Source organism: Planktothrix sp. FACHB-1365 (assembly GCF_014697575.1).
GTDB lineage: Bacteria > Cyanobacteriota > Cyanobacteriia > Cyanobacteriales > Microcoleaceae > Planktothrix.
In genome coordinates, this window is sequence record NZ_JACJSC010000036.1 from 1 (window position 1) to 18,615 (window position 18,615).

Annotated in this window: 19 protein-coding genes; 7 read left to right on the forward strand and 12 right to left on the reverse strand. The window is 41.4% G+C overall.

Translation table 11 applies throughout. The features are described from left to right. Positions 1–218 precede the first annotated feature (218 nt). Positions 219–860: an LON peptidase substrate-binding domain-containing protein gene (locus H6G57_RS25110; protein ID WP_190523626.1), complete on the reverse strand. Its 642-nt coding sequence runs from the start codon at positions 858–860 to the stop codon at positions 219–221. Positions 861–1,118: 258 nt separating this feature from the next. Here H6G57_RS25110 and H6G57_RS25115 point away from each other — a divergent pair, with 258 nt between their 5' ends. From H6G57_RS25115 to H6G57_RS25125, 3 genes are all read left to right on the forward strand, one after another. Further along, a complete protein-coding gene (locus H6G57_RS25115; protein ID WP_190523628.1) occupies positions 1,119–1,799 on the forward strand; it encodes a hypothetical protein in 681 nt (226 codons plus the stop codon). A gap of 112 nt (positions 1,800–1,911) precedes the next feature. Then, entirely contained in the window at positions 1,912–4,743 is a 2,832-nt protein-coding gene (locus H6G57_RS29680) for an SUMF1/EgtB/PvdO family nonheme iron enzyme (protein ID WP_190523638.1), read from the forward strand. A 286-nt stretch (positions 4,744–5,029) separates the two neighbouring features. Beyond that, positions 5,030–5,245, forward strand: a complete 216-nt coding sequence (locus tag H6G57_RS25125) for a type II toxin-antitoxin system HicB family antitoxin (RefSeq protein ID WP_190523640.1) — start codon at positions 5,030–5,032, stop codon at positions 5,243–5,245. Between the two features lie 98 nt (positions 5,246–5,343). Here the strand turns inward: H6G57_RS25125 and H6G57_RS25130 are convergent, their stop codons facing one another. Together H6G57_RS25130 and H6G57_RS25135 are read right to left on the reverse strand one after the other, a co-directional pair. Then, positions 5,344–5,613, reverse strand: a complete 270-nt coding sequence (locus H6G57_RS25130) for a hypothetical protein (protein WP_190523642.1) — start codon at positions 5,611–5,613, stop codon at positions 5,344–5,346. Continuing rightward, on the reverse strand, positions 5,610–5,828 hold the full coding sequence (locus H6G57_RS25135) for a hypothetical protein (RefSeq protein WP_190523645.1): 219 nt from the start codon (positions 5,826–5,828) through the stop codon (positions 5,610–5,612). Before H6G57_RS25135 ends, H6G57_RS25130 begins: the two co-directional genes overlap by 4 nt. Before the next feature lie 66 nt (positions 5,829–5,894). Here H6G57_RS25135 and H6G57_RS25140 point away from each other — a divergent pair, with 66 nt between their 5' ends. From H6G57_RS25140 to H6G57_RS25155, 4 genes are all read left to right on the forward strand, one after another. After that, on the forward strand, positions 5,895–6,104 hold the full coding sequence (locus tag H6G57_RS25140; RefSeq protein ID WP_190523647.1) for a 2-oxoisovalerate dehydrogenase E1 subunit beta: 210 nt from the start codon (positions 5,895–5,897) through the stop codon (positions 6,102–6,104). Between the two features lie 44 nt (positions 6,105–6,148). Then, complete coding sequence (gene avd / locus H6G57_RS25145) at positions 6,149–6,505, forward strand: diversity-generating retroelement protein Avd (RefSeq protein WP_242049088.1); 357 nt, start codon at positions 6,149–6,151, stop codon at positions 6,503–6,505. Then, positions 6,502–7,560, forward strand: a complete 1,059-nt coding sequence (locus tag H6G57_RS25150) for an RNA-directed DNA polymerase (protein ID WP_190523649.1) — start codon at positions 6,502–6,504, stop codon at positions 7,558–7,560. The genes avd and H6G57_RS25150 overlap by 4 nt, the downstream gene beginning before the upstream one ends. A 403-nt stretch (positions 7,561–7,963) precedes the next feature. Further along, on the forward strand, positions 7,964–8,566 hold the full coding sequence (locus H6G57_RS25155; protein WP_190523651.1) for a Uma2 family endonuclease: 603 nt from the start codon (positions 7,964–7,966) through the stop codon (positions 8,564–8,566). Between the two features lie 233 nt (positions 8,567–8,799). Here the strand turns inward: H6G57_RS25155 and rpsJ are convergent, their stop codons facing one another. The 9 genes from rpsJ to H6G57_RS25200 all read right to left on the reverse strand — a co-directional run bounded on the left by rpsJ (position 8,800) and on the right by H6G57_RS25200 (position 18,421). Further along, positions 8,800–9,108 carry a 30S ribosomal protein S10 gene (rpsJ, locus tag H6G57_RS25160; RefSeq protein ID WP_309236047.1) on the reverse strand — a complete coding sequence of 103 codons (309 nt, stop codon included), beginning with the start codon at positions 9,106–9,108 and terminating at the stop codon, positions 8,800–8,802. A gap of 149 nt (positions 9,109–9,257) precedes the next feature. Next, positions 9,258–10,487, reverse strand: coding sequence for an elongation factor Tu (gene tuf / locus H6G57_RS25165; protein ID WP_190523654.1), 1,230 nt, complete (start codon positions 10,485–10,487; stop codon positions 9,258–9,260). A 132-nt stretch (positions 10,488–10,619) separates the two neighbouring features. Continuing rightward, positions 10,620–12,698, reverse strand: a complete 2,079-nt coding sequence (fusA, locus tag H6G57_RS25170) for an elongation factor G (RefSeq protein WP_190523656.1) — start codon at positions 12,696–12,698, stop codon at positions 10,620–10,622. A 68-nt stretch (positions 12,699–12,766) separates the two neighbouring features. Further along, positions 12,767–13,237, reverse strand: coding sequence for a 30S ribosomal protein S7 (rpsG, locus tag H6G57_RS25175; protein WP_072721124.1), 471 nt, complete (start codon positions 13,235–13,237; stop codon positions 12,767–12,769). A gap of 132 nt (positions 13,238–13,369) precedes the next feature. Then, complete coding sequence (rpsL, locus tag H6G57_RS25180; protein WP_026786431.1) at positions 13,370–13,741, reverse strand: 30S ribosomal protein S12; 372 nt, start codon at positions 13,739–13,741, stop codon at positions 13,370–13,372. A gap of 249 nt (positions 13,742–13,990) precedes the next feature. After that, entirely contained in the window at positions 13,991–14,320 is a 330-nt protein-coding gene (locus H6G57_RS25185; RefSeq protein WP_190523658.1) for an iron-sulfur cluster assembly accessory protein, read from the reverse strand. 67 nt (positions 14,321–14,387) lie between these two features. Further along, on the reverse strand, positions 14,388–14,804 hold the full coding sequence (locus H6G57_RS25190) for a cupin domain-containing protein (RefSeq protein WP_190523659.1): 417 nt from the start codon (positions 14,802–14,804) through the stop codon (positions 14,388–14,390). A 245-nt stretch (positions 14,805–15,049) separates the two neighbouring features. Continuing rightward, positions 15,050–17,005, reverse strand: a complete 1,956-nt coding sequence (locus tag H6G57_RS25195) for a phosphodiester glycosidase family protein (RefSeq protein ID WP_190523661.1) — start codon at positions 17,003–17,005, stop codon at positions 15,050–15,052. A 156-nt stretch (positions 17,006–17,161) separates the two neighbouring features. Continuing rightward, complete coding sequence (locus H6G57_RS25200) at positions 17,162–18,421, reverse strand: RNA-guided endonuclease TnpB family protein (RefSeq protein WP_190523663.1); 1,260 nt, start codon at positions 18,419–18,421, stop codon at positions 17,162–17,164. Positions 18,422–18,615: the final 194 nt, after the last annotated feature.

Here is an 18,615-nt window from a genome sequence, read left to right on the forward strand (position 1 = left end):
ATTAAAGATGGACAGGGATCTAAATGGTGCGCGAGGGATTTTCCTTCGTGCATTGGTTGATACGCCTTGGTTAAGAAATTATCTTAACTTATGTATTTGTTAACAAATGTTAGCAAAAAAGTATCGGTAAATCCCCAGTGAACGAGCCATTATCATTACCTCCCAGTCATTAACCCGTAGGGTGCGTAAGCGTAAGCGCACGCACCAATTATTCTTCCCTATTCCAACGCATCTTTTAAAGCCGTTCGTGCCGCTAAATGGTTACGAGTTGATGTTAAAATCTCCACTTCCCGTTCCAAACGTGCGACAGTATTTTGCATTTCTAATAGGGTTTGTTGTTCCGTTGCGACGCCATAAAGATTACTCGCAACCCAATAGGAAAGTTCCGTCGGTAAATCAGGAATATCATCAGGAAGTTCAATATTTTGTTCCATCAACTTTCCTGAGAGATGAACCACATCGCGCAACAAACGCTCTACTTCCGTTGCTAACGGTCTTAAATCCTGTTGGGGGGGTTCATCTTCAATCCATTCGACCAAACCCACGAGATAAGGCTTTTCCCGAACAGCTTCTAATACCCGAAACCGTTGCTGTCCTAACGTCAGCATTTTAATTCGATCATCGGGTAAACGTTGGTATTGGACAATTTCGGCACAGCAACCCACGGAAGCAACTTGACCTTGATTCGGATCAAACATCAATACCCCAAAACGGCGATCCGTATTCAGGATGGTATTCATCATAATCCGATAACGAAACTCAAAAATATGCAGGGGTAAGGGTCTACCTGGAAATAAAACCACTTCCGGTAGAGAAAACAGAGGAAGTTCTCGAACAGCAATTGAGGAATATGATGCCATTGTCCGTTAAATTAAGACCTACTCACAAGGAAGCATAATCCTTAATTGTGCCTCACTTGAGGGAAAACTGCTAGACCCGGAAAAAAACCGGGTTTCTGTAATAACTTTGCTACTTAATAGAAATCTTGTTGAAAAAATCCAATTTCTGAGAACTTTTAAACATACCGAGAAACCTGGTTTCTGAGTTTCAGGTGAGAGTTGAACACAAATATAGATGACTACGTTATAATACAAAGTTAAATATTTTGGATCATAGCCATGAATAATCCTCTCAGCAATGGCTCCCTAGACAACTTGGATTCTCTATTAAATAATTTAATCCAATCTTTAGACATTGACCCCCATCAACAACAGATTCCTTCTGCACCTGATTTCCAAGGCCACGACCCCCATCATCCTCATTTTGATATCTCTAACTTAGGTGGAAATGGGGAATATTATCAAGGGTTACACTCCTCTTTTATCTCTGACTTTCACCCTCAAACTCCAGAATTTCATCCCAATGGGGCGGACTTAGAACAATTTAATCCTTATCAACAGCCCGCACAAACCGACTATTCAACCCCTGATCAATCCTATCACAATTCGGGAATAGAAGATCACTCGCAACAAATGTCTACCTTTTCCGCAATGCAAACGTTTAATTATGTACAAAGTGGAGATTCTAATAGCGTTCATATTTATGCAGATGGTGATGTTTATTGGGATAGTGGAGGACAAGCCGGACATATTGAGGGGCAAAAATTTTATAACACGAGCCACCATTATATGGGGCATTTAGGCGCTGATATGAAAGTTTATGATGCCCATGATAAATGTATTGGTTGGGTTGATACAAAAGGTCATGCTTATACCTTAGATGGGGCAGTTTTTGCTGAAGGAAAAACACCGATTTGGGCGGCGACGGTGTTAGTTTTTAATACCTCTAGTCCAGGTTAATTTTAACAAAAACTCTGTAGGGGCGAGGCGCGCCTCGCCCCTACGCCCGAAATTGATTTCAGGGGTTGGTTATAGAGATCAACCTTATAATTTATTAACCGGAGATGGGAAAATGGAACCTTGGAAATGGTTGAATATGGGTTTAGAAGTGGTATCTCGATTTATGCTTCAAAAAACCCTAGTAGATGGCCAAAAGAGAAATACGGATATCGTTGTAGCTAACAATGCTGCAATGGAGGAAAAACGACAACAAATTCAGTTAGCACAGTATAAATTACAATGTGTACAAGTTGCGAATAATGCTGTAATGGAGGAAAAACGACAGGAGATTCAATTAGCACAGATTAAATTACAATATATCCAAAATCAAGAAAATCGAGAATTTCAAGCCCAACAAGCGGAACTGAATCATCAACGACAAAAGGAACTCCAAGAATATATCCAAAGCGTTAATTTAGCCATTCACAAAAGCAATATTGAGTTTCAACGCTGGCGTTTTGAACAGGAAAAAAGCCTACAATCAGAATTAGCAACTTATGGTCGAGAAACTCAATTAATAGTAGCTGAATATCAACGAGAAACGGCGATAAAAGCTGCTCATAACCAAGCAGAAGTTCAGAAAATTTTTGCGAATTGGCCATTAACTTTACCTCCCGCACAAATTTTAGAATCCTACAATAATAGTTTAATTCCCCTGCGAGTTTTTATTGCGCCGCCTAAAGTTCAGTTTGAAAAGTTTGCCACCACGCCGCAAAATTTCCCTGATATTGAATTAACTATAAATCAAAAAATGCGCGATTTTTTTGATCAGTATTCTCAACAGGGAAGACCGATAGAATTTTTAGCAGGTGCTTGGGAAAGTAAACGTTTTCATAGTGAAGCCAGTATTAAAGCTTTATTCGGGATGCTAAAATCAGAACCGACATTAATATTAGAGTCTGAATTTGATGGAGATTATCTCAATTTCCGAGTCGCCTATTGGACAATAGGACAAGATAACTATTCCTATCAAACGATTATTTCTCAACTGTCCTATCGGGATATTTTATATGATTCTGCTAAAACTCGCGCCCGGAAATGGAAAGTTACAAAAGACAAACTCATCGCACTTGGAAAAACCCAAGCTGATATTGATAAACGGGGCGGGGATAATGAGATTAATCTGAAAATTTGGGAAGAAGAACAAAGTTTACGAGAGGAAGGAATAGACGATGATGAGTTAGAAATTCACTATAAAATTAATAGCAAACATTTTGAAGATTTGTACCAGTTTTTAATCACCTGTCATTGTCTAGTTGCAGGTTGGATAGCTGACACTCATCATTTATTTCTCCATGATTTCACGCCCTTATTACCGCAATTACTCCCAGATTTAACTCAGAATATCCCCGAAGGAGAAGTTGCAGATTCAGTAATAGGGATGGTCATTTCTGGCTATGAACAAATCTACAAAATCCTAGAAGCAGAAAGTTCTCACCGTCTCCCTGAATTAATCCTAGAATTAGCACAGGGTTTAGTCAATTTACCGAATAAATCTTGGGCTAAAACCCAATTAATTAATTCTGTTGAATATTGGTTGAGGTTAAGAAACCGGGTTTCTGGAGAATCTGAGTTATGGGATAGCGTTAATTCTGTCGTAACGGCTAAGGATTTAGACTATATTGAAAAAATCAATAATTTGTTAGAATCCTTGGGAGAAACTCACCGCGTTAATATTATCGAAGCCTGTTATCAACGGGGACAAAACCATTGTCAACAGGGAGAATATACGACCGCTATTGATGATTTTACCCAAGTCTTGTTACTTGAACCCAATTCTCCTGATGCTAATTATAATCGCGGATTAGCTTATAGTAAATTAGGGGAATATCAAGCCGCTATTGAGGATTATCACCAAACCTTGCGACTGAATCCCAATTATGTCGGAGCTTACAATAATCGGGGTAATGCTTATTATAAATTAGGGCAATATGAAAAAGCGATCGCAGATTATAACTCCTGTCTCGCCCTCAATCCTAATTTACCCGGAGTTGCCCATAACCGAGATGTTGCTCAAGGAGTTTGGGATGAAAAACGCCGTCAGGAAGGGGATAAAAAACGTCAGGAAGAAGCCGAAAAACGCCGTCGCCAAAAGGAATTTGAGTTTGATGTCATTACCGTTAACTCCCAAGGAAAGGAAACCCACCGAGAACGCCGTCGGGCTGAATTTTTTAAACAAGATTTAGGCAATAATATCAGTTTAGAAATGGTATCCATTCCTGGGGGAACTTTTATGATGGGTGCGGCTCAAAATGAAGCAAATGCGAGTAGCGATGAATATCCCCAACATCCCGTTAATATTGCGGCATTTTCTATGGCAAAATATCCCATTACTCAAGCTCAATGGGAAGCCGTACTTGCATTACCTAAAATAAAAATAGACTTAAAGCGCGACCCCTCTGATTTTAAAGGCGCAAACCGACCCGTTGAGAATGTAACTTGGCACGAAGCACAAGAATTTTGTCAGCGACTTTCCCAAAAAACAGGTAAAACCTATCGTTTACCCAGTGAAGCGGAATGGGAATATGCCTGTCGCGCTCAAACTACAAGTCCTTTCCATTTTGGCGAAACCATTACAGCCGATTTAGCTAATTATGAATGTAATCGTAATCAAACCACCGATGTCGGTAGTTTTCCTCCAAATGCCTTTGGTTTATACGATATGCACGGTAACGTTTGGGAATGGTGTGCTGACCCTTGGCATGAAAATTATACTGGTGCGCCAGATGATGGCAGTGTTTGGGAGTCGGGCGGAAATACTCAATACCGGGTGATGCGCGGAGGTTCGTGGTCCGACGGTCCCAGGGATTGCCGCAGTGCCGATCGTAACTGGGACGGGCCGGACGGTCGGGTCAGGTACTACGGATTTCGTGTTGTCTCCTCCCCGCCTGCGTGGACTCTTTAGCCCTTTGTCCTTTAGCCCTTTAGCCCTTTACCCTTCTTTCTTCTTTTCCCTTCTTCCCTTTTCGCGCGTCAGCGCGATCAAAATTTTTTTTCAGGGGGCAGGTTTTGTTAGAAACCGGGTTTCTGCCTTAATCTTTGCTGTATAACAGAAATCTCGTTGAAGAAACCCGGTTTCTGAGCCCCCACAGTTGTATCGAGAAACCGGGTTTCTGCCTTAATCTTTGCTGCATAATAGAAAGATAGCAGAAGAAACCCGGTTTCTGAGTCCCCCAATTAGAGGAGCAATCATGAAAGAATATGTTGCAATTTTTGAATGGGCTGGGAGTAACTATTCTGCTTATGTTCCTGATTTACCCGGTTGTATTTCTACAGGAAAGACTTTAGAAGAAACAGAAAATAATATTAAAGAAGCGATTGAATTGTATATTGACACTCTGCGGGAAGATAGTCAACCCATTCCCGAACCTTCTCTAACGGTTAAGACAATTTCTGTTGCTGCTTAACGAGTCGAGAAATCGGGTTTCTGACTTAACCTTTGCTGAATCATAAAAAGATAACGGAAGAAATCCGATTTCTGAGCACCTATCAGCAATTGGAGAAATTACAATTGAGACAGTAATCTCTCATAATCTGTGTGCGAACCAATCCAAAACCAAATAATGATATCTCCTTCTAACTGTCCAACGGCTCGATAATCCTTGTTAATTCTAGCCGAATAAATGGGTAATTCTGGATGTACCTTTTTGAAACGAAGGCTTGGATAATTGGGGTCTCGTTTGAATTGTCGATAGGCTTCACGAGCCTGGTTTTGGACTTGCTTTGGCAGAGTGGCAAATGCTTTGCGAAAAAAGAGAGTTGTTCGTGACTTCACAGTGTTTCTGGATCTAACTCTTGGGTTTGTCCAGAATGGTATTCAGCCATAGCATTTGCTGCTAATTTAGCCATAGCATCGGGTGATTGAGCAAATGCACTATCCCATCGCATTTGGGCTTCAACTTCCTGTAAAATTAGAGTGGCGATCGCATCTTGTTCACTGGGGGATAAAACTTTCAATTGAGCGATCGCACGTTCTAGTAACTCAGTCATATTCTTAGAAGATGTTATCTCAAAGATTACCAACACAAATTATAGCACTTAGAGGTTATTTGAACCATGACGGAAATCATTTTCTTAGTAGAACCAGATATTGAGCAAGGTTATATTGCTCAGGCATTAGGGGAATCAATTATTACCCAAGCCGATGACTTAGAAAGCTTAAAGCAAGAAATTAAAGATGCAGTTCACTGTCATTTTCCTGAGCCAGCATTACGTCCTAAAATCATCCGACTGCATATTGTTCAGGAGGAGGTGATTGCTTCATGAAGAATTAATCAATTTATTATTTGATTGAGAAACAGAGAAAGTTTATGAGTATGAGTGAATTACCGATTATTCAGAAAACCTATGATTTAATTAAATGGTATGTACCCATATTAAACCGCCTACCGCGAGATCATAAATTCACATTAGGAGATAGAATCATTACCGGACTCTATGATTTTCTGGAAGGATTAATTTTAGCCCGTTATGCCACAAATAAACTAAACCAATTAGAATTATTGAATGGCAAACTAGACATTCTGCGCCATCAAACCAGACTATTATTAGATTTCGAGTTAATTAAAACTGAACGCTATGAATATATCGGAAAATTAATTAACGAAATTGGCACGGAATTAGGAGCATGGATTAAACAACAACGAAAAAAACTAGAAAAACCATGAAACGCTACGGAAATCTCTGGTCAGAAATTATTGATTTTAGCAATTTATTAGCAGCAGCACGTCAAGCCCAAAAAGGCAAGCGATTTCGAGAAAATGTTTTAGCCTTTAACTATAATTTAGAGCCAGAACTTTTTAAGTTAAAAACAGAATTAGAGTCTAAAGCCTACTGTCCAGGTCATTATCGAACCTTTGAAATTAAAGAACCCAAATCTCGAATGATTTCCGCCGCACCCTATCGAGATCGAGTGGTACATCATGCTTTATGTAATATTATTCTACCGATTTTTGAACGTACCTATATTGCTGATTCCTATGCAAATCGCGTCGGTTTTGGAACCCATCGTGCCCTGCGTCGATTTACAAAATTTGCTCGGTCTAGCCATTATGTTCTCCAATGTGATATCCGCAAATATTTTCCCAGTATTGACCATATTATTTTAAAATCCTTAATTCGCAAAAAAATCAAATGTTCTGACACCCTGTGGTTAATTGATAAAATTATTGATAATAGCAATGAACAAGAACCTATGGTAGAATATTTTCTAGGGGATAGTTTATTAGAACCCTTACAACGACGGCGAGGTCTTCCCATCGGAAATTTAACCAGTCAATTTTTTGCTAATATTTACCTGAATGGGTTTGATCATTTTGTCAAAGAAAAACTCAAAGTCACTCAATATATCCGCTATGTCGATGATTTTGCCTTATTTTCAGATAACCCCGAATTTCTAGCAGATGCAAGAATAGCAGTCGAGGAATATTTAGCCACATTGAGAGTCAAAATTCATCCCATTAAAAGCCAATTATTTGAAACAAAAATCGGAGCAAATTTTTTAGGATTTCGCATTTTACCCGATAGAATTCGAGTCCGTAAAGAAAATTTACGTCGAGCTAGACGTCGATTGCGACAAATGCAGGTAGAATATGATCAGGGTAAAATTGGGGGCGAAAAAGTGTCGCAATCAATCCAGAGTTGGGTTGCTCATCTTCAACAGGGCGATACTTGGCAACTCCGTCAACAGATATTTGCTTCTCTCGAATTATCGAGAAGGTAAAGACGGGACAGGCACTTCCGGGTGATACGCGGAGGTTCGTGGAACAACAATCCCAGGAATTGCCGCAGTGCCAATCGTAACAGAAGCCGGACAGTCGGAACAGGAACTACGGATTTCGTGTTGTCTCCTCCCCGCCTGCGTGCGCTCTCCTCGGTCAGAACTGACAGATGGGAATTTGTCGGGAAAATTTAGGGAGAGTCCAGACCTGTTCCGGTGATAGAGGTGACTCTATCCAAAAATCAAACCGAGTTAGGTAGCTTGGTAGGCGTAAAAACCGAAAAGTTGCCTAATTTATAATTCTTAGATCAGATTATATCACACTTTGAAAGAATATATTATCATTTTTGAATGGGCTGGGAGTAACTATTCTGCTTATGTTCCCGACTTACTAGGAAATTAAACTATGACAACAGCACAGGCGCAAAAACTAACATTTGACAACTTTTTAGAACAATGTCCAGAAACAGGAATCTATGAATTTGTGAAGGGAGAAATTATAGAAGTGAGAGCAACAAGAAACCATGATGATGTAGCCAATTTGCTTTTATTCTGTTTTAATGATGAAATTAGAAGACTTAATCTTAATTTAGTTGTAACTAATAATGCGGTGATCAAAACGGTAACAAAAGACGGCTTAGAACAGGGTAGAAATCCTGATGTTAGTGTGATTGACCGAACAATTTGGCGTTCTAATCGTTCTGATTATAATGCCTTAGAAGTGCCAATTCAGTTAGCAGTAGAAGTGACATCAACGAATTGGGAAGATGACTATGTAGATAAATTAGAAGAATATCAACGGTTAGGAATTTTTGAATATTGGATTGTAGACTATTTAGCGATCGCTTCCAGGGCTTACTTAGGAAATCCTAAAATTCCGACTATCTTTGTTTACTCTCTGGATGAAAAAGGTCAGTATCAAAAAACTCAATTTAGAGGAAATGATCGGATTATATCACCCACTTTTTCAGAATTATCTTTAACAGCAGAACAAGTGTTAAATGCTTAAAAAAATATTCCGAGAAATCGGGTTTCTGACTTAACCTTTGCTGCATCAGAAGAGGAGAAACCATGAAAGAATATATTGTCATTACAGTTAAGGCAATTTCTGTAGCCGCTTAACCTATATTAACAATGAGCGAATTACCGATTATCCAGAAAACTTATGATTTAATTAAAGAGAAAACCTACTCACGCCTCCCAATTGAAAGGTCAGGTTGAGTAGGTTCACAACGTTGTCGCTTAGAGTTTTACTTCAATATCAACCCCGGCGGGTAAATCTAATTTCATCAAAGCATCAATGGTTTTAGAAGAAGGCTGATAAATATCAATAATGCGTCGATGGGTACGAGTCTCGAAGTGTTCCCGTGAATCTTTATCAACGTGAGGAGAACGCAATAAACAATAAATCCGGCGTTTTGTGGGTAAAGGAATCGGCCCAATAGCAGTGGCGCTGGTACGATTAGCCGTATCTACAATTTTCTCGCAGGAAGTATCGAGTAAACGGCGATCAAACGCTTTGAGACGAATCCGAATTTTTTGCTGTTGAATAGTAGCCATTTTGATGTTGAGTTTTCTAGGTTCAGGATGAAGGGTTTGATAAATTTTCGTTTTTCTAAGATAGAAGGCGGAGAAAAGGGAATCAAACCTTTCTCCTTTTCTGCCACCTTTCCATCAACCAGACTGTTTAATTCTGGTGTCTACTTCAGGATTTTGGACACAACGCCCGCACCCACAGTCCGGCCACCTTCACGAATGGCAAACCGCATCCCTTGTTCAATCGCAATGGGGTTAATCAGTTCCACCGTCATTTTAATCCGGTCTCCCGGCATGACCATTTCAGCATCCTTACCTTCATCTGAGGTAAATGTTTGAATGGTTCCAGTAACATCCGTTGTCCGTACATAGAACTGGGGACGATAACCGGGGAAGAAAGGAGTTTTACGACCGCCTTCTTCTGCCTTTAAAACATAAACTTCTGCTTCAAACTGAGTATGAGGAGTAATGGAACCGGGTTTAGCAATCACCATACCCCGTTCAATATCGGTTTTTTGGATACCCCGTAACAGAAGTCCGGCGTTGTCTCCAGCCATCCCTTCCTCAAGACTTTTCTTGAACATTTCTATCCCGGTCACGATGGTAGCACGGGTTGGTTTAATTCCGACCAATTCAACGTTATCGCCCACCTTGACTTTACCCCGTTCAATCCGGCCCGTTGCTACTGTACCCCGTCCAGTAATGGAGAACACGTCTTCAACCGCCATCAAGAAAGGTTTGTCAATATCCCGCTCAGGAGTGGGGATATAGGCATCCACTTCTTCCATGAGTTTGTAGATTTTATCTACCCACGGGTTCCCACCTTGAGGTAGTTTAGGATTAGCAACCATGGCATCTAAAGCTTCTTTCGCAGATCCAGCCACAATGGGGATATTGTCACCGTCGAATTGGTAGGAAGTTAACAGTTCCCGTACTTCCAGTTCTACCAGTTCTAACAGTTCCTCATCATCCACCATGTCTTCCTTGTTCAGGAACACAACAATATTGGGAACCCCAACCTGTTTGGCTAAGAGGATGTGTTCACGGGTTTGGGGCATAGGGCCATCCGCCGCAGACACCACTAAAATTGCACCGTCCATCTGGGCGGCACCCGTGATCATGTTTTTCACATAGTCGGCGTGTCCCGGACAGTCCACGTGAGCATAGTGACGATCTTTGGTTTCATACTCAACGTGAGCGGTATTGATGGTAATCCCCCGTGCTTTCTCTTCGGGTGCGGCATCAATTTCGTCGTATTTTTTAGCTTGGGCTTGACCCAGGGCTGCCAAAGTCATGGTAATTGCAGCCGTTAAAGTGGTTTTACCGTGGTCAACGTGGCCAATGGTACCGATGTTAACGTGGGGTTTTGTCCGTTCAAATTTTGCGCGTGCCATTTTGAATTACAAATTGAAAGTTTTCAAGAAAAATAATTGAGGAAAGGGGTCAGACGTCAGGGGTGGGTTGTTGGCTTTGAGTGGTTAACCGGGAACCGACAACCTCAAACCTGACAATCCGCGAGTGCCTATTTAGTTTCCTTTGCTCTTGGCAACAATAGCATCAGCAACGCTACGAGGAACTTCCTCATAGTGGCTGAACTCCATTGTGAAAATGCCACGACCTTGGGTTTTAGAACGGATGTCAGTTGCATAACCAAACATCTCAGCTAAGGGAACCTTAGCGGTCACTTTGGCAATACCCTGAGCCGTATCTTGGCCCTCAATTTGGCCTCGGCGAGAGTTGAGGTCTCCAATGACGTTACCAATAAAGTCTTCTGGGACTTCTACCTCAACTTTCATCATCGGCTCTAACAGCACGGGTGAAGCTTTACTCACCGCTTCTTTAAGTGCCATGGAGCCAGCGATCTTGAATGCCATTTCTGAGGAGTCTACATCGTGGTAAGATCCATCCACCAGAGTGGCTTTCACATCAATTAAGGGATAACCGGCAACCACACCCGTTTCACAAGCTTCTTTAATCCCTTGTTCAGCCGGGTTGATGTACTCTTTGGGTACAGTTCCCCCAACAATTTTGGAAACAAATTCAAATCCGCTACCCGGTTCACCCGGTTCGAGATTAATCACAACGTGACCGTATTGACCTTTACCGCCACTTTGACGGATGAATTTGCCTTCGGCTCGATTCACCGGTTTGCGGATGGTTTCCCGATAAGCAACTTGAGGAGCACCAACATTCGCCTCTACTTTGAACTCCCGCAGCATCCGGTCTACCAGAATTTCTAAGTGGAGTTCACCCATCCCAGCAATCACGGTTTGGTTCGTCTCAGAATCAACGGAAACCCGGAAGGTGGGGTCTTCCTCTGACAAAGACTGGAGAGCTTTGGAAAGTTTTTCCATGTCCTGTTTCGTTTTGGGTTCCACCGCAACAGAAATAACAGGTTCAGGAATAAACAGAGATTCCAAAATAATTGGGTTCGCGTCATCACAGAGGGTATCACCGGTGAGGGTATCTTTCAAACCCAATGCCGCTCCTAAGTCTCCAGCCCGAAGTTCATCGACTTCAATCCGATCATCAGCTTTGAGAACGATCAAGCGAGAAATCCGTTCTTTCTTATTTTTTGAGGAGTTTAAAACATAACTCCCCTTTTGCAGAACACCGGAATAGACCCGCACAAAGGTCAAACGGCCATAGGGATCAGCCATGATCTTAAAGGCCAGTGCCGATAGCGGAGCATTATCATCGGCATAACGGACGGCAATTTCACCATCGGGTAAGGTTCCCTGAATCGGAGGAACTTCCGCCGGAGCCGGGAGATAGTCAACCACCGCATCTAACAGTTGTTGTACCCCTTTGTTTTTGAAGGCTGAACCACAAAGTAAGGGAACAATTGTCCCATCAATCGTTCCTTTGCGTAACTGCGTCCGAATTTCTTCGTTCGTCAGTTCTTCCCCTTCGAGATACTTCTCCATCAGGTGATCGTCGGTCTCAGCAACTGATTCCACCAGTTTCACGCGGTATTCTTCAGCAACTGCTTTGACTTCTTCAGGAATATCATCCGTGACTTGGATATCCGTTCCTTTATCGTTGGTGTAGATATAAGCTTTCATCTCCACCAAATCCACTAAGCCTTGGAGGTTGTCTTCACTTCCAATGGGGACTTGGATGGGAACTGCATTCGCTCTTAATCGATCGCGGATTTGTTCATAAACTTTGAAAAAATTCGCGCCCGTGCGATCCATTTTGTTCACAAAGACAATCCGAGGGACTTTATAGCGATCGGCTTGTCTCCAAACGGTTTCAGATTGGGGCTGAACACCGCCAACGGAACAAAAGACTGCAATCACACCGTCTAACACCCGCATGGAGCGTTCGACTTCAATGGTGAAGTCTACGTGACCGGGAGTGTCAATGATATTGATCTTATGATCTTTCCAACTGGTAGTAATCGCGGCAGCCGTGATGGTAATTCCACGCTCCCGCTCTTGAGCCATCCAGTCGGTTACTGCGGTTCCTTCATGGACTTCGCCCATTTTATGAACCACGCCAGAGTAAAATAAAATCCGCTCTGTTGTGGTTGTCTTGCCCGCATCGATATGGGCTGCAATACCAATATTCCGTACTCTCTCAAGCGGGACGGTACGTGCCACAGCTACCTCCTTTTTAAACCTTTATTAAGATTTTATACGTTTACGGATATCACTGCTATCCCCAATTTTTAATACCGATAATGAGCAAAGGCTTTGTTAGCTTCTGCCATCCGGTGGGTTTCTTCCCGTTTGCGAACTGCACTTCCGGTTTCGTTGGCAGCATCCATCAGTTCATTGGCTAATCGTACCGCCATGGAACGTCCGGTTCTGGCTCTAGCATATTGAATTAACCAACGTAAAGCTAAAGCTGTTCCCCGTTCTGAGCGCACTTCCATCGGAACTTGATAGGTTGCACCGCCAACCCGTCGTGCTTTGACTTCCACGAGGGGGGTAGCATTGCGAACGGCTTTTTCAAACACCTCTAAAGGTTCTGAACCCGTTCTTTCTTCGATTGTTTTTAGCGCCTGATAAATGATCCGGTAAGCAATGGATTTTTTTCCATGTTTCATGATGCGACGTACCATCATGCTAACTAAGCGACTGTTATAAACCGGATCGGCGGGAATCGGACGCTTTTGTACAACTCGGCGACGAGACATATTGTATCTTCCTCAACACAATAGATGATTTTAGATTCGAGCGTGATGAGTACAAGTCATCACAGGCTAGATGCTGTTAGTCTTGAGCTAACAACACCTAGCTTGCTTCAACTTGACCATGACTCAAAGCTCTTATTTAGGACGCTTGGCACCATACTTCGAGCGTCCCTGACGACGATCTTTGACTCCCGCCGTGTCTAATGTTCCCCGAATAATGTGATATCGAACTCCAGGCAAATCTTTCACCCGACCGCCTCGAATCATTACTACGGAGTGTTCTTGCAAGTTGTGACCAATACCCGGAATATATGCTGTCACTTCATAGCCAGAGGTTAGCCGCACCCTTGCCACCTTACGCAGCGCGGAATTAGGTTTTTTAGGGGTGGTTGTATAAACCCGTGTGCAGACTCCCCGCCGTTGAGGGCAACTCTTGAGGGCGGGCGATTTTGTTTTCTTCTGAGTCTGTTCCCGTGCAGAACGAATTAGTTGCTGGATAGTGGGCATGAGTTACGACATACTGAATTAATTCGGCAATTTGAAGTTTTGAGGTATCTCCACTGAAATATCCCTCCCCGATCTGGGGATGGGACTTTCTTTCAAAAGTTAGGGTCAGATGTTGACACCCAAAAGATCATAATAACCTATCCAGTCACTTTTGGCAAACTTTCTGTTGTAGGGAACAGGGAACAGGGAATTACGAATTACGAATTACGAATTACGAATGGGGAATGAAAAGAATAAAGAGTTGACTGTCTAGGTTTGAGGAACAAAAGAATAGCTACAACTACAGCTTTGGGAGGCGTTGGGGTTTTGGAAGCGAAACCCACCCCCCATTAAATCTTCAGAATAGTCAATGGTTAAGTTTTCTAGGTACTTTAAATTTTCCGAGGCAATCACAATTTCAATCTCAGGGAATTGATAAACGACATCACTCGACTGGCGTTGGTGATCAAATCCCATTGTATAAGACCAGTCGCAGCAGCCTCCCTTTTGAACTCCAAGACGAAAGAGGACATGAGGATGATTTTGCTTGGACTTAAGGCGCAGAACCTCACGAGTTGCTGCTGGACTGAGAGAAATCATGGAACACCTGCTTACAAAAACGTTAACCCATTTTTAGATTATCAGGGAGATAGCGTTCTGGTCATCTCTACGCAGGTGTACGAGAATAGTCATCTTGGAATCGGATAATATCATCCTCTCCCAAGTATTCCCCGTTCTGGACTTCGATTAAGACAAGGGGAATAACACCGGGGTTTTCCAAGCGGTGAGACATACATTGAGGAACATAAGTGGACTGGTTGGAGAATAAAATTTCTTCACAATCCCCACAAACAACCCTAGCAGTTCCTGCCACAACAATCCAGTGTTCACTACGATGATGGTGCATTTGTAAACTCAGCCGATGACCGGGTTTGACTTCAATGCGCTTAATTTTATATCCTGGCCCTTCTTCGAGTGTCGTAAATGAACCCCAAGGTCTCAATTCTGTTGTGGCATTACATACAGTCGGGATATTCTCGATGGAGGGTTTAGAATTTTCAACACTTTCCTTGACTGCTACCATGATTCTGTTTCCTTATCAACGATTTGACGGAAGTTCGATTGCGGTTCAAACCTAGGGTGGTATGGGTGAACACTTGGATGAATCTCAACGTCCTCAAGAATACCCATCACAACCACCATAGCAAATGCACCCTGGCTGCTGTCACTATCATAATCGCCTTTAATCTAGCTCTGGTCAAATCTTTACAGAAACTTCGCAAAAGTTGATGGTTAAAGGTTGGCTGTTGACTGTTGACTGTTAGCTGACTATTGATGATTAATGACAATTCCTAAACCATTATGAACAGGTGCGGCGGTTGGGAAAGGACGGTCTAAATAGTATCCTCCTAAATAGAGACTGGTAGAACTTCCTCCGTCTAAATTTAAAGCGGTAACAGCTTCTAATTTTTGAAGAATTTGAGCAAGTTCGGATAAACTAGGGCCAGAACCAGTGGGACGGTTATGAACGGCTAGTATAAGTAAAGTATTATTAGCGGTAATTGCAATTGCGCTGCGGATGGCTTTTTGCTGTTGAAAGGCAGGATTAAATCGTTCTAAGGCTGCATCTAAAACAATTTGACGATTTTGAATTAATAACGGCCCTGCACCTAAAATATTAGGATAATGTTGAAAGTCTGAGGGGTCAGTTTGACTTTGTAATTGTAAATTAGTTCCGATGGGTAATAGATTTAATAAATCAGGACGACTTCGGACAACTAATAAATAACCCTGAACTGGAATAGGAATAGCAGGTGATCCCGATTTGGGGGAATCAATATGACGAGTAATTTGGTTATTTTCAACAACAATAATTTTTTCTTGATTGTTAATCGGAGTATAACTGTTTCCCCAATCGGAAGTATAACGAGAAATTCCAGCTTCTACATAACCGCTATTGAGATATTGTAGGGGTAAAGTTTGACCCGAATCTGTTGTTATAGTTTCTCTTAAGATTAAACGATTCATAATGATCGGTTTATCTTGTCCCCAAGCCATAGCACCTCGATTTAATATCGGACTTGATAACCAGTTATTATTGAACCGAATCGCACCTAAAGGGTATTGATTATTGCGATTAAAAAATCCTCCGTTAATGGCTGCTAAAACGTCTGCTTTTTGAGCTATAGCTAATAAGGGTGAAGTGCCTTGCCGAGAATTAGTATTACTTAAAATAGGAATTAAACTGGTGTTGGGTTGATTTAAGTCAACTTCTAACCAATACACCGGAAATCGCTCAACTGATGATTCTGGAGTCTTGAAAATTCGATTGAGTAAAGAGCCTAAAGAACTCTCTGTTTTAGGGATTTCAATATACTCCTGTCTCCACCTAATCCCCGGTTGCCATAGAATATTTTTAGACTGTAAAAAATCGGGTTTAGGTTCTATAATTAAACGATAGGGAGAGTCTAAGCTTGTTACAACAGGTCGCCAACCTGGAGGAACACTAAATTGCAGACGAGTTTGGGAATTTTGGGATTGTAATTTTATATTAGAAGTGTTATTATATAAGAGTTGAGGATTAGCCTTAGCCTCTAAAATTAAACTCCAATCTTGTAAAGTTGGGGGAGCAGTTTGAGCAGGTTTAGGTTGATTTTGAATCGTGGGATCATCGGTTAGAGTAGGCGGTGAAGGTTGAGGAGAAGGAGAAGGCGATCGCTTTTGAATATCTGGAATAGGCTGTTGCCAGAATGTCGGTTTATCGAGTTCAATAATAATTTTTTGAGGTATAAAGTTAGAGAGTTTTGGAGATGATTCTGTTTCTAAAGATAAAGGTTCAAAACTGATAGATTGGATAGTAGAGGGTGGGGTTGTAATTTTTAAAGCTGTTCCATCCAGTTGAATTTTCCATTGAGAAGTTTGAGGAAGATTTGATAAATCTAAATAGCGATAGGGACGAATATATTGAGTTGATAAAATGACAGAATCAGAAAACCATTGAATCGGTTGTTGAAAACTATTATTAGTATCGAGTAGATGAATCCCCATATTCTGCATTAATCCAATATCACTAATTTGTACAGAATTCATTGAGTTTCTGTTAGTCGATTCAATTCTCCAAGGAATATTAATTAAATGGTTATTCAGTTCAATAATATTCCCAGATTGTGAAGCATCGTTTGTTTTGGGTACAGCTATAGTGTTAATGGGGAAGGCACTAAACCCGATTATACTTAACAATAAAATTAGATTTTTTTGAGGTTGATTTAGATTAAAATTAAGCATATTTTGACAAAAATACAAACGAAAAACCTATTGTCAGTCTTCGCTACGCTCAGAATCTCTGACTATCTTCGAGGTTAGCAATAGATGCTTCACTTCGTTTGTGCTTCGGTGCTGCGTTTACCTAAACTCGATAAAATCAAGACATGGTTGACACTCTCACCTTACATCGCTTCGCGATGTAAGGTGAGATTCTTTGTTCAACGAATCGACTTGCCCTAACAGGATTGCTCCCGTTAAAGTAGAGGTCAATTCTCCCAAAGCGTTTATCGGCTCTAAACCGAAAGTTCCCGTATGTCCTGCGGTACTTAATCCCATTCTTAAAATGTTTTTTGCCGCGTTTTCATCCCGCTCTAACTGACATCCACAACCACAAAAATGGGTTCTTGTTGATAGGGATTTTTTCACAGTTTTTCCACAGCTTGAACAATTCTGAGAGGTATATTGAGGAGGAACAGCAATCGTTATCTTGCCATATTTTCTACCAAAATATTCCAACCAAATTCGGAATTGATACCAAGCTGCATCACTAATTGATTTAGCTAGACAATGATTTTTGACTAAGTTCTTAATCTTTAAATCTATGCGCTTCGCGCAGGCTACGCCAACGTAGGCGACCAAATCGTTAGATTGGATGACGGAGTATGCAACACGCTTGCTAAACTCTTTTCGTTGCCGACTGATTTTTAGATGAGCCTTAGATAATCGCTGTCTGGCTTTTTTGCGGTTATTAGACCCTTTCTGTTTACGGGAAAGTTGTCTCTGTAACCGCTTAATTTTCTTCTCTCCTTTTCTTAAGAATTTGGGGTGATCTACTTTATTACCTTGGTCATCAGTGTAAAAAGCAGATAACCCTACATCTAAACCGATTGTTTTGTTAGTCGGTTCAGTCTTGATTTGAACGTTAATTGAAATCAGAAATTGACAATAGTAACCATCTGCACGTCTAACTAATCTCACCCGTTTAATTTGTTCGGGTTGATAGAAATGCAGATCATAGCTTCCTACTAACCGTAACCGTCCAATCCCTTTCTTGTCAGTAAAGGTAATGGCTTTACGGGTTTCTAAATTCAATTGCCATCCGGTTGTTTTGTATTCAACCGAACGGCAATTTTTCTTGAATTTAGGGAAACCTTTTTTGCCGGGAACTTTCCGTTTACAATTGTCGTAGAATCGAGCGATAGCTGACCATGCTCTCTCGGCGCTAGATTGTCTCGCTTGAGAGTTTAGCTCGTTAGCGAATTTAAAGTCATGAGCTAATACACGACAATATTTGTTCAGATCGTACTTATTGACTCCTTTGTTATCCATCCAATATCTTAAACATTTGTTTTGGATGAATTGGGATGTACGAATGGCTTCATCTATTGCCTTGCGTTGTTGCAATGCGGCTCTAACTTTAAATTCTAAAACTAACATTTATACTACCTGAATCGACCTAAATCTTATCCTAGCGTAAGTTTTCTGTTTTGTGTCAACTTTTTCTATGTCGTGCTACGCTGGTTATATTGCTCGGTTTTTCATCCCACCGTTAACCTGACGGTGTAACTATAGTACCTTCAAACCGAGATCTTAGATAACACGAGAGTCAATTACAACCAACAACAGAATCA